Below are 14,382 nucleotides of genomic sequence, written 5' to 3'. Positions count from 1 at the left end.
AACCTAAAATAACAATAAAAGCCAATTTACGTAAAGGCCCTAGGCTGTCAAAGAGCATTGTAACTCTCTTATGTTGATAGTGAGATTTTGAGGGCGCTACGTATAAACATGGTACGTGGACTATTGTAATTAATAGTACGTGTATTAAGGACCAAAGACCCATACGCAATTCACCACCTAATCCAAAGACATAATACAGACAAAGAGACCCAAACAGACTAATGCAAAGAGGACTGAGAAAATGAGAGAATCGGAGTAAGAGGTGATTTTTAAATTAAGGCCTTTAGTCACATAACTATAGCGCTGGTTTGTTACGAGTATCTTAACCACAATGGCTTTTGGGGGTATAGGTTTATAAAGGGTTTCGTGCTCACTAGTCAAGGACTATAAGTCAGGGTTTGAGTGGTGGATGAGCCATGAGTAAGGAGGTCGTTGCTCCAGGAGATGTTGTTGGTGTTGCTGAGGAGTATTTGCCGGGGGGAGAATGTTGAGGTTGATGCGGATGGTAAATTAAGGGCTCAGGTTATGGGGGTAGTCATACGTAATGATCGGGAGCATGTGGTCAGTGTTAAGCCGATAAGGAGTAGTAATTCGTTGTTGAAAATGAACGATATTGTTTATGGTAAGGTTGTGGCAATGCCAAATGATAGGGTTGTCGTTGTGAAGATAATTGGTGTTGAAAATAATGGCAGTAAGGTTGCGCTAAGGGATGACGTGACGGGTATAGTACCTCCATCCCAATTATTGAACGGGAAACCCAGTAGCGCCAGTGAGGTTCTTGGAATTGGCGATATAATTAGGGCGAGGGTTATATCGAGGGATCCACCGTATACATTGACCCTAAGGGATGCGCAGCTTGGTGTGGTTTATGCCAAGTGCCCTAGGTGTGGTCATCCATTGAGGTGGAAGGGTGGGGGGGAGTTGCTTCAGTGCCTAATTGTGGTGCTGTGGTTAGGCGTAAGGTTAGCCTTGTTGAGTACTGGGCTTGATCAGTCGTAATACCACTCCTCATTGCTCAGGGGGGGTCGAGGTGGTCATCACCGTATTAAATGCGTTGAGGTAGGTATTAAAAACTTCCTTAATTGGTTTTGTCTCAGTGATGATGACTGGTATTTCTGAGCAGTGAGGATTGGCACCAGAGCTGATGCTCGGGTAAAAGTATTAATACCGCGGATTACCGCGTATCATGTGAAATTCTCAATAGATGGTAAGCTCAGGGGGGGTAAGGTCTTCGTCGGCGTGGGCATTGTTCGTAACGTGAAGAATAGTGAGTACCCGAGTGTGTTGTTAAGTATGATTGATGATGCTGTTAGGGAAGTTAGGTCGAAGTATAGCCTTGATAGGCTTAAGGATGACCCAATCATTAGGTATTACAGGGACTTTTACTGGCATGAGCTTGGTATTGACCCGACGAAGCAGAGGCCTGCCCAGGAGGCTTTGCTTAGGAGGATTCTCAGGGGTGAGGATTTGCCGAGGATTAACCCAATGGTTGATATTGGTAATGTGGCGAGTATAAAATTCCTCGTGCCTATTGGGCTCTACGATATTGATAGCTTTGGCGGTAAGGACCTCGTCATTCGCTATGCCAGGGATGGCGAGGTCTTCAACCCGATCGGCTCGCCACAGAGGGCATTGACGAGGAATCAAATCATACTCTCGACCGTGGACGGCTTAATCCTGCATGTATATCCCTATAGGGATTCCGAGATTACCAGGATAAGGCCGGAGACGAGGAATGTCTTAATCGTAACGGCTGGGGGGGTGCTGGAATCGATGAAGATAGGTTGGTTGATTCCGCTCAATTCATAATTGACTTAGCGATTAAGTACCTGGGAGGGGGCGCCTACGTTAATCCTACGGTGATTAGGGATGAAAAGGTTATAAACGTATGAGGGTTATGATTTTGACATCATTTAGGAGGGGGGGCTCACGTTCACCTAGCCTCATTTAGTAATGCCGGGTCTGGTTCATAAAACTCCCTTAGGTCTGGCATTAGGTCACTCATTCTTCGCAATGTACTTACCACATCCTTAGCCGTGAAGTCCCTGCCATATACCTCAAACAAGCCCCTTGGCCAGTTATAGCCAAGTTTTAGTGCCTTATCTATATCATCCTGGTGCATATGCCCAGCCTCTCCATCCTTAGTGATTCGTTGACCATGGGCGCCAGCAGGTCCAGTAGGTTCACCCTATCCGCCAGTTCCCTCGGTATATCCGGCCTAACCCACTTACCTGGCTCCGGGTATTCATAGAATCCCTTCCCGGTTCTTATGCCTATCCTGCCCTCCTTGTACATCTTCTCAATTAGGCTGAATACGACGGCCCTAGCCTTAGCCAGCCCCCCCTTAGACGGCTCGGTCTCGGGCGCCACCCTATCTATCTCCTCAAACAAGTTCCTGCTCTCATAGCTTAGCTTTATCCCTCCCGTGAAGTCTGTGAGCGCGAAGACACCCATTGGCAGTCCGAGTTTGTAGATCAATGCCGAATCAATTGCCCTATAATCATAAATACCGCGCATGTATAATATGAAGGCTTGCGTACTCAGCACACCAAACACCCTATTGGCTATGAAACCCCTGACATCACGCCTAACGAGTATTGGCTCCTTACCAACCCTCCTCGCCAAGTCCATGAGCACATTAGCCGTTTCATCACTTGTGTCCTTACCCTTTATGACCTCCACAAGTCTCATGAGCACTGGCGGATTAAACCAGTGAAATCCTGCGAATCTGTCCTTGTACTGAAGCACCGATTGTAGGTAGGTTATTGGTATACCGCTTGTATTGCTTGCAATTATTGTATTCCTCCTAACATAACCCTCCAATTCCCTGTATACCTGGTGCTTGACCTTGGGGTCCTCGAATACAGCCTCAATTACTAGGTCAACATCCTTAGCCGCATTGCTTAGGCTATCAAATACGTGGATCCTCCTCATGATTGTATCAACATCCTCGTGTAAAGACCCCTTCTCACGTAATTTATTAAGGCTCCACCTAATGCCTTCAAGGCTCTTGGGTATTACGTCTCTATACATATCATACACATTAACCTCAAAGCCATTCATTGCGAAGACCTCGGTTATGCCGCTTCCCATGGTTCCAAATCCAATCATAAGTATTCTCTCGGGCATACACTAAGTTAACTATTACGTAAGTGTAAATATTAAGTGTATTTTTACTCCTAATATATTAGCTTATATAATCAATATATACCTATTAATAATTTGTAAAGTATATATTACCATCCTTCCTAACAACCCTTACCCTAGCGCCTATCCTCAGCGCATTTAATTCACCAATGTAATTTGCCTTGACCTTAGCTCCATCAAAATCCGCGATAACGACGATGGCCCTTGCCGGTAACCCCCCCTCTCTATTATTGTGTATGAGTAAATGGTGCCCTCGACATAGCCGATAACCGTGAGATTCACTGAGCCGCACCTGGGGGGGCATCTGGTCCTTGGCATGTGGAATTTATAGCCGCATGCCCTGCACTGGGTTATTGGTATTTGTCCACTTTCATAGATTTTATCATATTCTTTCAATAATTCATTGAGTTCCATATTAAACACCGAGGATTAACGTCGTTGAGTGGTTAAGTATGCCACCAATTGCATTAACAAGCGCCTTGCTGACTCCCTTGACCTGTCTTTCACCGGCCATTCCAGATAATTGGGTTAATGCCTCTGTGAGTATCACGCCACCGCTCATGTATGCTGGCTGCCCCCCCGTGTTTAGAGAACCACCGTTAACATTTATTGGGTATGTGGATGATGGTGAGAAATCATGCTCCTCGGCAAACCGCCAACCCAGGCCCTCCTCGGTCAAGCCTATACCCTCTATTTCCAATACGACCATTATTGTGTAGGCATCATAAAGCATGAATAGGTCAATATCGTTTAAGCCGATGCCGGCCTCACTAAGTGCCTTACCCGCGCTTATTGGGATCACGGTATTTAATATATCATCCCTATCAAAGAGTGGGGATGGATCGTGAGCCTCACCGTAGCCAAGAACGGAGATTGGCGTGATCCTCGATTTCCTAGCCAGGCCTTCATCAACAACTAGGAATGCCGACATACCATCTACTGGCATTACAACCTCCAGCAATCTCAGTGGGTAACTCACCATTGGTGAACCCAACACATCAGCGACACTTATAGGTTCCCTAAACAATGCATCCTTATTGTACCTTGCATTGGCTCTCTCCCTGACGGCAATCATTGCCCTACCCTCATCAGTGGCATTATACACATGCGAGTACCTCAGGGCTACCATGCGTAGTCGCTGGTTGGTAGGAACTCAATAACCCTGTGGGTACTCACGTAGTTCCTAGCCACAAGACTCTCATCAATGCCCCCTCCTCCTAAATACGCTACTCTTGCCACCGCCAATTACCAAGACAGCCCTCGCAAGGCCATTCTCAATAGCCCTAACGGCCCGATAAACAAGGGCATTGAATGAAGCGCCCCCCAAACTCGGCTACGTCAATGTACCTAAGCCTCCTTATACCCAGGTAATTGGCAACCTGGTTAGCGAGCATTATCCTGATCGGCCTTTCATCAACCGCGGTGGTGTGCACAACACCTAACCCATCAATTTCGTCAATACTTATACCACCCATCTCAAGAGCCCCCCTGCACAGTCTCGCCAATCAACTCGAAGAAGCCTCTCCTGCTCTCCTTCTCAATTACTTGATGAAAACCTGTTATGTACGCCCTTCCCATAAATTATCCTAGGTAATTAGGAATAAATTTATTTTTAATTCTTAAAGAGAATAATTATTTTCACTACTTAATCAATACATCCCTATATCTATCCCTAAGCACCTTCTTATCAATCTTAGCGGCGCCGGTCTTCGGCAATTCATCAACAAATATCACCTTATCAGGTACCCACCACTTCGGTATAACACCCTCATCCACGAACTTCCTCACATGATTTATAATATCCTCCTCCTTAACCCTGCCCTTGAACTCCGGCCTCAGCACGACGATGGCCACGGGCCTCTCACCCCCCCACTTCTCATGCACAGCGCCTATGACCGCCACCTCCCCCCCAACTGCTGGATGGAGCGATATTAAACTCTCGAGTTTAAGGCTTGATATCCACTCACCACCACTCTTGATAACGTCCTTAGCCCTATCTACGATGTAGATAAAGCCCCCCCTCTCATCCCACGTTGCCAAGTCCCCCCCAGTGTGGAACCAACCATCCCTAAAGGCGGCCCTTGTTTTCTCTGGGTCTCCGTAATAACCCAGGGTTATCCAGGGTGCCCTCAGCACCAGTTCGCCCACGGTTTTTCCATCCTTAGGCACATCCTTGCCATTCTCATCAACTACCCTGGCTTGAACAAAGTAGGGGCTTTCCAATGCTGTTGACTATTAATTCCTGGAGTTCTTCCTCGCTTAGGCTCGTTATTAGGTCTGGCGACAATGCAGGCGCTATAACGACTGGTGCTGTCTCTGTTAATCCGTAACCATTAGTTAATATCACACCCCCCCTCTTCCTAGCCTCCTCAATCAACCCTTAGTGGCTGCCGCACCGCCCAGGCTCCATAGGAATCCCCCCCTCAGGTCCACGTCCTTGAGCTCGGGACTGCTTAGCATTAGGTATAGCATTGTTGGCACACCCGCCGCATTCTTTACCTTCTCTTCCTTGATCAACCTAATGATGTGATTCCACTCATACCTACCCGGCAGTACTATCTTCGGCGTACCACCCATGATGTTGTAATACGGCGCCCCCCAACCAAGTACGTGGTAGAACGGTACGAGGAGGAGTGATGGCTCACCGAGTGGGTTATAGGCGTTCCTGGTGAATCTTAAGTAGTGCGCTGGGTACCAATTCCACACTGCGATTATCAATACGGCAATTGCATGTAGTACAATTTCCCTATGCCTAAATATCGTTGCCTTGGGCAGCCCAGTGGTGCCTGAGGTGTACATCATCACCATGACAGTCCTCTCATCGAGCTCCTCTGGGTAATTGAATTCCCTGGCCTCCTTCATCAACTCCTCATAATCGTATACCTCGGCATTGCCGATACGCTCAATCTTTATTGGCTCCTCGCATCATGCATGACGACTATCTTCCTTAGGTACTCAAGCTTTGGGGGGGCTATTGCCTTTATCAATGGCAGGAAGTCAGAATATACAAAGGCTACCTCGTCCTTGGACTTATTCATCACGTAAATAATCTCCTCAGAGGCCAGCCTAATATTAACCGGTTGGAGCACCGCGCCGTACATTGGAACAGCATATAGCAACTCAAGGAATCTATGCGTGTTCCAATCGAGGATGGCAACCCTCGTACCCATCCTCCTCGGGTCACCACCAACCACGCCAAGCTCCTTAAGGACCCATCCAAGCTTGTTAACCCTCTCATTAAACTCACTAAATGTAAAACGAAGCCTACGGCCATTTGGAGGCCAATAAACAATCTCATTATTGGGAAATAACGTTACGCCTGTCTTGAGTATTTTGTCAATGGTTAATTGATAACCAGGTATAATCTCATTAAAGATTTCTTCTCTAGTATCATACTTATGTTCTTGCGAGACCTGCTCTTTCATTAAATTTATTATAAATAAAATTTATTTAAATTTTTCTCGGAAATACATATTATTTAATTCGTTCATTAAATCATATAAGTTATTAAATATACTATAGGAAAATTATATTGCTATTATTTTATGCGTGTCATTTATTTACGATAAAGCAATACTTATAAAAATAATTTAATTAATTAAGATTTTTATATGCCAGAGACTGAACTCGAGGGGGGGTTCAGGAATTATGTTAGGGATTGGTTCATTAGGAATGCTCCTCCTGAGATGAGGATTAGGCGTGGTGGTATTGGTTGGTATTATGAGGACCCTAAATTCATTGATGCAGCCATTAGGTGGCATAGAACGCTTTACGAAGCTGGTTTGGTTGGTATAAGTTGGCCTAAGGAATATGGTGGGTTTGGCGATGATGTTAGGAAGGAATTAATAGTAAGGGATGTTGCGCTGAGCCTTGGTATTGTTTACCCCCCCGGCTGCCCGGGCATTGGCTTATCCGTCGCTGGCCCGGCTATTCTTTATCACGGCAATGAGGAACAGAAAAAGAAGTACCTGAAGAGGATACTAACGTGCGAGGACGTTTGGGCCCAGGGCTTCTCAGAACCATGCTGCGCCTCCGACCTAGCCGCAATAACCACAAGGGCCGAGGACAAGGGTGATTATTTCATAATAAATGGCAGGAAGGTCTGGAGCAGTGACTTTCACCTGGCCAATTACTACCTACTACTCGCCAGGACGGGCTCGCCTGAGGAGAGGCATAGGGGGCTTGACTATGTTTATCGTGGACACGAAATCCGAGGGAATTACCTACAGGCCCATTAAGCAGATCAATGGCAGGCCGGGGGGGTTTAGTGAGGTTTTCCTGGATAACGTTAAGGTCCCCCAGGGAGAACGTTGTTGGCAAGGTCGGTGAGGGTTGGAGAGTTGCCATGACTACCCTGAACTTCGAGAGACTGAACATAGGCGGCGCCTTCGCCTATGCCGCAGTAAGCGTTGCTAAGCACTTGGCGGAGATAAAGCGTGATGCGGATACGTTGGCGCTGCTCGAGGAGGCCTTAGCCATTAAGGAACTCTATGATAGGATGCTCATGCTTGCATTGAGGGGGGGTGAGATTGTGGGTCCTGAAACCGCTTCAATAAAGTTATTGGCTTCTGAGGCTCTTGAGAAGATATACATAACCGCTATTTCAAAGTTGGGTCCTGAGGCTCTTGTTGAGGGTGATTTGTTTGAGTGGTCCTTTGGGTACATAGATAGTAAGGGCTATACACTGCTCTCCGGCACCTCCGAAATCCTGCGTAACCTCCTTGGAGAACTCGTACTGGGACTTCCAAAGGGTGTTTAGTATGATTATTGGCGTTAAGGATTACCTAAGTGATGAATTGAAGTTAATACTGAATAACGTGAATGAACTCTTCAGTAAGACTTGGTCAACGACTAAACTAAGGAGTTATGGTGAGGGCGATGTATCAGTACTTGATGAGTTATGGAGGGCCTTGGTGGATTTTGGTTTGTTTGAGTTTTTCAGGGATGCTAAGCCGAGGGATGCGGCAATACTGATGGAGGAGGTAAGTTCAAGGCTCCCGCCCGGTATTGTCGTAACGACGATAATAGGAGCCGCAGCTACGGGTAACGAACTCGGCGATGAGAAGTATGAGGGTAGGTTAAAAATATCGATATCAAATATCGCAGGCATGGCGCCCGAGGCGCATAGGGCCGACGCCATAATAATCGGCGATAACCTAATCTGGAAGGATGATGCCACGGTAAAGCCCCCCCTGAACTCCTTCGATAACTCGATGAAGTTGTGTCAAGTCAGCTTTAGGAGGAGTACTAAGGTAAGTGTGAATAGGGACTTAGTAGCGCTCTTATTATCCGCAGCCATAGTGGGCACCGGTAAGCCGCCTCTCGAGTTATCGGTGGATTATGCAAAGAAGAGGATTGCCTTCGGTAGACCAATAGGTGCATTCCAGGCTGTGAAGCATAAATTGGTGAATATGGCACTCAACATAGAACTCGCCAGGTCACTATACTTAAGGGCTGCCGATGACCTGAAGTTGGCGCCCATGGCGTTGGATTACGCATCAAGGGTTGTCCCAAACACGATTAGGGATAGCATTCAGGTGCATGGGGGGGTATAGGGTTTACTGACGAGCTTGACCTGCACCTATATCTAAGGCGTAGTGTTACTTTGGGTAAGGTCTACAGTTTTGGCATGGATGAGTTGTGGGAATCATACGATAGGTCCAGGGTTCATGAATAAGTAAGAAGCTATGGTAATTCTTAAATTAATTCAAGACTTGCTAATTGCATGGGTTTTCGTAAGGTTAAGGTGATAAGGTACAGTGAGAGAGCCTCGTATGATAAGGATGAATTAATGAGGATACTGAATAGGAATTTCGTATGTCACGTTGGCTTCATTGACGGTGGTGAACCATACGTAATACCAATGCTTTATGTCAATGATGATCAATACATATACATGCATGGTTCACCGGACAGCAGGTTGATTAAGATAATTGGTAGTGGATCTCCAATTGTGATAGCTGTTACTGAGGTTCATGGCATAGTGCTCTCGAGCAATTTATGCAATAATTCAATAAATTATGAATCAGCCATCATATATGGCAGGGGGGGATCCTTCATTAACGACTTAAGCGAAAAACTCCGTGTGTTTCAATTACTAATTAATCGATTAGTACCTGGCAGACTAAACGATACTGAGTTACCAACAACCAATGAGTTGGAATCGGTGGCCGTTGTTAGGATTAGGATAGAGGACTTTGCAATTAAGAGGAGGGATGGTGGGCCAATCGTTAGTAGTGATAGGCATTGGGAGGGTATAATTCCAATAATTGTGAGTTACGGCATGCCCATAGGTACGAATAATAAGCCAATACCGAAATATTTAATGGATTTGGTCACGTCCCGCAAACCTACTTAAGCCTTACACGTTCAAGGAATTCATCGATTAATTGACTTACCGTTGGCCCCCCCTCAAGAACCTTAAGTCTCCACCTGGCCCTAACGATGGGCTTATCGATCTTAACCACATCCTCGATGCGGGGCTGGCGTACCCATGATAACTACGTCAGCGGGTATCCTCCTTATTGTCTCCTCCAAATCCCTAATCTGCTCTGGCGTGTAGCCTAGGCTTGGTAGTACGGGCCCCCCCATGTGCGTGTACTTCGCGTAGGTCTCCTTTATTATGCCCACGGCATACGGCTTCGGATCCACTATCTCGGCATTGTACTTCTTAGCGGCTATGTACCCGCCGCGTATGGTAAGCCGCCATGCGTTACCGTCGGTGCATCCTCGATTATCACCACCCTTTTACCAGCCACAGCATTTGGATCCTCTAGGTATACCTCGAGATCTGCCTGCGTTATTGACGCCCTTGGGTTAACAGCCTTTATATTATTGATTATGGTCCTTACATTCTCGGGGGGGTTGAGTCCGAGACCTTAGTCACAATTACAGCATCGGCGAGCCTAGTATTCACCTCGCCTGGGAAGCTCCCAACCTCATGCCCTGGCCTCCTGGCGTCAGTAACCGTTATCAGGTAGTCCGTGTAGTAGAATGGGAAGTCGTTGTTCCCGCCGTCCCATAGTAGTACGTCCGCCATGGACTCGGCCTCATTGAGAATCATCTCATAATCAACACCGGCAAGTACTGGCACGCCAATGTCTATGTAGTGCTCGTACTCCTCCCTCTCCTCGAACGTGATCTTCATCAAGTCCTGCCTTGTCTTGAATATCTGCACCATCATGTCATCTGGGTTCATGTAAATCATTGGATGCCTAATCGCAGCGACCTTCAAACCCCTCTTAACAAGTTCGAGAGTTACCTCATGCGACACCGTTGACTTGCCGGCACCAGTCCTAGTGGCCACTACACCTATCATGGGCTTTGAGGACTTTATCATGGTGTCCCTAGGACCAAGAATACTGAAGCTTGCACCGTTAGCCATCACAATGCTTATTATCCTACCCACATCATTATAGAGCAGGTCACTGTAGCTAGGATGACCTCATCGGCGCCTAAATCCCTTATTAAGCGGCCGAGGTCCTCAAGATCCTTAAGGCCAATGAGTGGTATACCACCTGGTTGATAGAGATCTCCAGCACCCTTTATGTAACGCTTACCGCCAATACCCGGTATTTGAACCTGGGCTACAGCCACAACCTTATACTCAGGGTTATGCCTGAAGTACATGTTAAATACGTGCAGGTCTCGACCGCCCGCGCCCAGTATTATTACCCGCCGCAATGAGGAATCACCGCTCCCTAATACTAAAATGGCACTATTTATTATTTACCCACTACCTGCTGTTTAACTCCACGAAGGCAGGGACAACCATGCAATTTCTCGATAATACTTCTCGATAATGATATTTCGGTACCATCATTAAATACGAATGTTATGAGTAATTGATCATCACGTACACCGTTTAATTCATCCCATGAGTAAAATATATCCATTGGCTTTACATAAATTCCCCCCCTCTCATAAATTGCATAATTATCAATACTTAATAACTGCAATCCCCCCCACATACGCGAAAGCTTCCTATTTAATACGCCATTGAGGTAAATTATGAGCACGAGTAAGGCAAGTATTATGATGGGCGCGAAAATGGGCGTGACAAACCTAATGCTCACAACGGCGGCTATCGCCAATGGCAGGAATACAGAAACCTTGATTATTAACATCATCATCCTAATCCCAATCCTCATTACTATAGGAACCTTACTTCCCGGTTATTAAAGATAGCCCGCCAAAACAAACTGGAAGTCACGCCTCTAGCCTCCTCACTAAGTAGGCCTTCTGTGGATTTGTCAATTGGAGCATGGTTAACAGGGCTGGGTTCAAATCCTTTGAATCCTTAATTAGCAGGCTCCTCACATAATCCAGTATCCTAGGATCGAGCCTAACATACTCATCAACCCTATCAAGCAGGAAGGGGTAACCAGTATCGGTTGTTTGAGCCTCGAGATACGCCACCAAATCCTCAATACTCACACCATCACTTGGGTTGAAGATTTCGAGCTTAACCGCAGGTGCGCCATTACGTGGCTTATAAAACACCACGTATATGTCACGAAGCATTTTCAAGCCAGGGTGGGTAGACCCACTAAATACCCTCTCAAGGTTTATCAAGCCCTCGTTAAGTCTTCTACTCATTAGATCCTTAATGTCGTCGCACTTCCCACTCCTGCACCTTTTTCTCAATTCGCAATCGCTGTAATTTATCCGAACCCACTGGGGGGGCAATATATTATCGTACTTCCCAAGTACCATGTACTCACCGTTATTCAGGACTAGGCTCGCAATAAGTTTATCATTCATTGGCAGGCACTCATTAGTTAATACCGATAGGAACCTGGACCTAACCCTCTTAACAACACCAATAATCGGCGTCTTGGTCTTCATAGCCAATTCCAGTAGGTCACCAATAACGTTCGTAACACGAGCAAGCACACCACCCTCAACAGGTAGGTTATACGGCAGCGGGTGTACCGGTATTTCACCATCAAGTATTACCAAGTCAACACCCTTCCTACCCCCTGGCCTTATCACGAAGAAGCCTAATCGCCAACTCCCTCTCCCTAACCTGAGCCCTCCTCGTAATTACCCTCTCAAACTCACCAACATCCTCAAAAACAACCTCACCGGTCATGTACCTATCGTATGAGCCATTGAGGTAGCCAACATAGCCATAGGAGAGCACTGTCATAACACCGCCAATAAGCTCAAGAGGTGGTGTTGGGTAACTCGAATCTATTGCATAGGCATTGAAGGCCCTTGCTGATGAACTAATGCTCCTAGTCAAACCCCTATCCTCAATTACCTTCCTCAACCCGCGGACCAGGGCAAGTACCTGCGAATCAACACCCTCATTAAGCATTTCCTTAACATCAGATTGTATAGAAAGTAATAATGGAGGTTCAATCCAAAACTCAATATCCCCAGGCCCATAATCACTAGGTAACATATCAAAGTATGATTACAGGTAGGTATATAAAGCACTAATGAGCAAGGTCTGCAATTACACCCCCCCGAGCTCTTACCGACTCAATACGTTTTCAGTCTCTCTAACTAATGTCCTAACCTTATCAATGTATGGCATTAAATCATTCACACCCAACTTAGCCTCATGAAAACCCCCCCATACATGCAGCACGTAGGCACTGCTCCACCCGTTAGATACCCAATCACCCAATCTCGTGGAAAGCGTGCCAGCAGCCCTCGTTAATAAGTAAGTATACCACCTACCCTCCCTTATAGCCTGCTGATACTCAGGTATGTTTAGTTTCTCGGCCAACGCCTTAACGCACTCCTCGGCAGCCTTATAGGCCTTTTCACTGGCTTGAACAGCATCACCCTTTCTTAAGTACTCATCCACCTCGTCTAGGTATCTCTTGGCGAGTTCCATCCTTATCCTCAACCCTTCCTGAGGATCAATCTTTGACAACGCACTTATTATTAAGTCCTCAACATCGATACCGCGCTCCCTAGCGACCTTAATCAACTCCTCCATACTACATCACCAATACATCGTTAAAATACCTAATAAAGTTACATTTCGTTATTGCAGCATTAATACTATCTATGCCAATGAAACTGACTTGTAAAACCCATCAAAAGTAAGTACCTAAATAAAGGGACTTTGATTTCCCTGTGACTTAATTTCATAATCATCGGTCAGCCTCCGGTGGGAAGTAGCCGAAGCTTCCGTATATGGCCGGTACGTCCGCTAGCCTATAACCCTTTAGCGCCTCCATGAATCCCCTGAGTAGTAGCCATGATGGCGTGACCATCCTTAATCTATACGGCACGTTGCTATGCCCGTCAGATACTAATGTAAATAGCAGGAGTCCTCTTGAGCCTCCGTCAATGTTGTTGCCTCGCCAGCACCTGGCGTTAATCCAACATGAGTCTTTGTTAGGAATGTCCTAATGTCCTTCGCTGCCTGTGGTCTATCCTTCGGCGGTATTCTTGATAATATCTTCTCGCTTAGTATTGGTGTGTCTGGTATGTTCTTAACAGCTTGCCTAATTATCTTAATGCTCTGCCTAATCTCCTCGACCCTAACCAGGAACCTAGAGTATGAGTCACCCTCATCAGCCACTGGTATGTCCCACTCAAACTCACTATATGCCTCGTACGGCTCGACCTTCCTAACATCATACTCAACACCTGATGCCCTAAGGAATGGGCCGACTAGACCGTACTTTATCGCCTCCTCCTTCGTTAGTACACCAACCTCCTTAAGCCTATGTATCGTCACCGGGTTCTTAACGAATATTGACTCCATATCCTTCATCTTCCTCTCCAGGTAATTCGTTAACTCATTTACGAAGTTGAGGACATCGGGCTTAACATCCCACCTAACACCACCTGGCACTGTGTAGCTCAGGGTGGTTCTCGTGCCAGTTATTCTGATGAACGCTTCATTGATCACGTCCCTAAGTCCGAAGGCCCACATGTAGCCAGTGCTGTGGCCGATGAATACGGCGAGGATTCCAGTATCGTATAGGTGCGTGGCTATCCTACTTAATTCGGCCAGTATAACCCTAATGTACTGGGCCCTCTTGGGCACGTCTAGGTCAGCCAGCTTCTCCACTGCGCGTGAGTAGCCAAGGTCGAAGTTTGCCGAGTCCTGAATCGTGGGTCTCTCGATGAGCGGTAATATGTGTATGTAGAGCCTGGTCTCGGCAAGCTTCTCCACGCCCCTATGGACATAGCCTGGGTCTGGTATTGCATCAACGATGTAGTCACCCTTAAGCCTGAGTATTATCCTCATGTGGCCACTCCCTG

The 14,382-nt window shown here is 46.5% G+C and carries 17 protein-coding genes and 3 pseudogenes; 6 read left to right on the top strand and 14 right to left on the bottom strand.

What is annotated here, in order from left to right; all coding sequences use genetic code 11:
• Window positions 1–432 precede the first annotated feature (432 nt).
• Window positions 433–999: an exosome complex RNA-binding protein Csl4 gene (locus JCM11216_RS02240; RefSeq protein ID WP_243674885.1), complete on the top strand. Its 567-nt coding sequence runs from the start codon at window positions 433–435 to the stop codon at window positions 997–999.
• A 189-nt stretch (window positions 1,000–1,188) separates the two neighbouring features.
• Window positions 1,189–1,809: a phenylalanine--tRNA ligase beta subunit-related protein gene (locus JCM11216_RS02235; RefSeq protein WP_243674884.1), complete on the top strand. Its 621-nt coding sequence runs from the start codon at window positions 1,189–1,191 to the stop codon at window positions 1,807–1,809.
• A 124-nt stretch (window positions 1,810–1,933) separates the two neighbouring features.
• Here the strand turns inward: JCM11216_RS02235 and JCM11216_RS15340 are convergent, their stop codons facing one another.
• From JCM11216_RS15340 to JCM11216_RS15310, 8 genes and pseudogenes are all read right to left on the bottom strand, one after another.
• Complete coding sequence (locus JCM11216_RS15340) at window positions 1,934–2,122, bottom strand: hypothetical protein (protein ID WP_243674883.1); 189 nt, start codon at window positions 2,120–2,122, stop codon at window positions 1,934–1,936.
• Complete coding sequence (locus JCM11216_RS02230) at window positions 2,104–3,129, bottom strand: 3-hydroxyacyl-CoA dehydrogenase family protein (protein WP_243674882.1); 1,026 nt, start codon at window positions 3,127–3,129, stop codon at window positions 2,104–2,106. The genes JCM11216_RS15340 and JCM11216_RS02230 overlap by 19 nt, the downstream gene beginning before the upstream one ends.
• 156 nt (window positions 3,130–3,285) lie before the next feature.
• On the bottom strand, window positions 3,286–3,570 hold the full coding sequence (locus JCM11216_RS15335) for a hypothetical protein (RefSeq protein ID WP_243674881.1): 285 nt from the start codon (window positions 3,568–3,570) through the stop codon (window positions 3,286–3,288).
• On the bottom strand, window positions 3,563–4,276 hold the full coding sequence (locus JCM11216_RS15330; RefSeq protein ID WP_243674880.1) for a thiolase family protein: 714 nt from the start codon (window positions 4,274–4,276) through the stop codon (window positions 3,563–3,565). Before JCM11216_RS15330 ends, JCM11216_RS15335 begins: the two co-directional genes overlap by 8 nt.
• Before the next feature lie 154 nt (window positions 4,277–4,430).
• Window positions 4,431–4,622, bottom strand: a complete 192-nt coding sequence (locus tag JCM11216_RS15325) for a hypothetical protein (protein WP_243674879.1) — start codon at window positions 4,620–4,622, stop codon at window positions 4,431–4,433.
• A 166-nt stretch (window positions 4,623–4,788) separates the two neighbouring features.
• Entirely contained in the window at window positions 4,789–5,370 is a 582-nt protein-coding gene (locus tag JCM11216_RS15320) for an AMP-binding protein (RefSeq protein ID WP_243674878.1), read from the bottom strand.
• On the bottom strand, window positions 5,333–5,524 hold the full coding sequence (locus JCM11216_RS15315; protein WP_243674877.1) for a long-chain fatty acid--CoA ligase: 192 nt from the start codon (window positions 5,522–5,524) through the stop codon (window positions 5,333–5,335). The genes JCM11216_RS15320 and JCM11216_RS15315 overlap by 38 nt, the downstream gene beginning before the upstream one ends.
• A pseudogene (locus tag JCM11216_RS15310) lies at window positions 5,521–6,572 on the bottom strand (AMP-binding protein). Before JCM11216_RS15310 ends, JCM11216_RS15315 begins: the two are co-directional and overlap by 4 nt.
• A 186-nt stretch (window positions 6,573–6,758) precedes the next feature.
• On the opposite strand from JCM11216_RS15310, the gene JCM11216_RS15305 reads away from it, so the two are divergent.
• The 4 genes from JCM11216_RS15305 (at window position 6,759) to JCM11216_RS02200 (ending at window position 9,505) form a co-directional block, all read left to right on the top strand.
• Window positions 6,759–7,385 (top strand): acyl-CoA dehydrogenase family protein, encoded by a 627-nt coding sequence (locus JCM11216_RS15305; RefSeq protein WP_243674876.1) that lies wholly within the window; start codon window positions 6,759–6,761, stop codon window positions 7,383–7,385.
• A gap of 29 nt (window positions 7,386–7,414) precedes the next feature.
• Window positions 7,415–7,906, top strand: coding sequence for an acyl-CoA dehydrogenase family protein (locus JCM11216_RS15300; protein WP_243674875.1), 492 nt, complete (start codon window positions 7,415–7,417; stop codon window positions 7,904–7,906).
• A gap of 1 nt (window position 7,907) precedes the next feature.
• Window positions 7,908–8,702 (top strand): acyl-CoA dehydrogenase family protein, encoded by a 795-nt coding sequence (locus JCM11216_RS02205; protein WP_054853172.1) that lies wholly within the window; start codon window positions 7,908–7,910, stop codon window positions 8,700–8,702.
• Window positions 8,703–8,872: 170 nt separating this feature from the next.
• The gene (locus tag JCM11216_RS02200; protein ID WP_054853171.1) at window positions 8,873–9,505 is read left to right on the top strand and encodes a pyridoxamine 5'-phosphate oxidase family protein; all 633 of its coding nucleotides are present in this window, start codon (window positions 8,873–8,875) and stop codon (window positions 9,503–9,505) included.
• Here the strand turns inward: JCM11216_RS02200 and JCM11216_RS02195 are convergent.
• The 6 genes and pseudogenes from JCM11216_RS02195 to JCM11216_RS02175 all read right to left on the bottom strand — a co-directional run bounded on the left by JCM11216_RS02195 (window position 9,498) and on the right by JCM11216_RS02175 (window position 14,368).
• A pseudogene (locus JCM11216_RS02195) lies at window positions 9,498–10,830 on the bottom strand (cyclic 2,3-diphosphoglycerate synthase). The gene JCM11216_RS02200 and the pseudogene JCM11216_RS02195 sit on opposite strands and share 8 nt — an antisense overlap.
• A gap of 41 nt (window positions 10,831–10,871) precedes the next feature.
• Entirely contained in the window at window positions 10,872–11,297 is a 426-nt protein-coding gene (locus JCM11216_RS02190) for a hypothetical protein (protein ID WP_054853170.1), read from the bottom strand.
• Between the two features lie 58 nt (window positions 11,298–11,355).
• Complete coding sequence (locus JCM11216_RS02185) at window positions 11,356–12,141, bottom strand: DNA double-strand break repair nuclease NurA (RefSeq protein ID WP_243674874.1); 786 nt, start codon at window positions 12,139–12,141, stop codon at window positions 11,356–11,358.
• Entirely contained in the window at window positions 12,122–12,556 is a 435-nt protein-coding gene (locus tag JCM11216_RS15295; RefSeq protein ID WP_243674873.1) for a hypothetical protein, read from the bottom strand. The genes JCM11216_RS02185 and JCM11216_RS15295 overlap by 20 nt, the downstream gene beginning before the upstream one ends.
• A 72-nt stretch (window positions 12,557–12,628) precedes the next feature.
• Window positions 12,629–13,102: a PaREP1 family protein gene (locus tag JCM11216_RS02180; RefSeq protein WP_054853169.1), complete on the bottom strand. Its 474-nt coding sequence runs from the start codon at window positions 13,100–13,102 to the stop codon at window positions 12,629–12,631.
• A gap of 157 nt (window positions 13,103–13,259) precedes the next feature.
• Window positions 13,260–14,368 (bottom strand): annotated as a pseudogene (locus JCM11216_RS02175) (NADH-quinone oxidoreductase subunit D).
• Between the last annotated feature and the right edge of the window lie 14 nt (window positions 14,369–14,382).

The organism is Vulcanisaeta distributa JCM 11216 (assembly GCF_001315985.1).
Taxonomy (GTDB): domain Archaea; phylum Thermoproteota; class Thermoprotei; order Thermoproteales; family Thermocladiaceae; genus Vulcanisaeta; species Vulcanisaeta distributa_E.
This window is presented reverse-complemented; position numbering and strand designations above follow the sequence as displayed.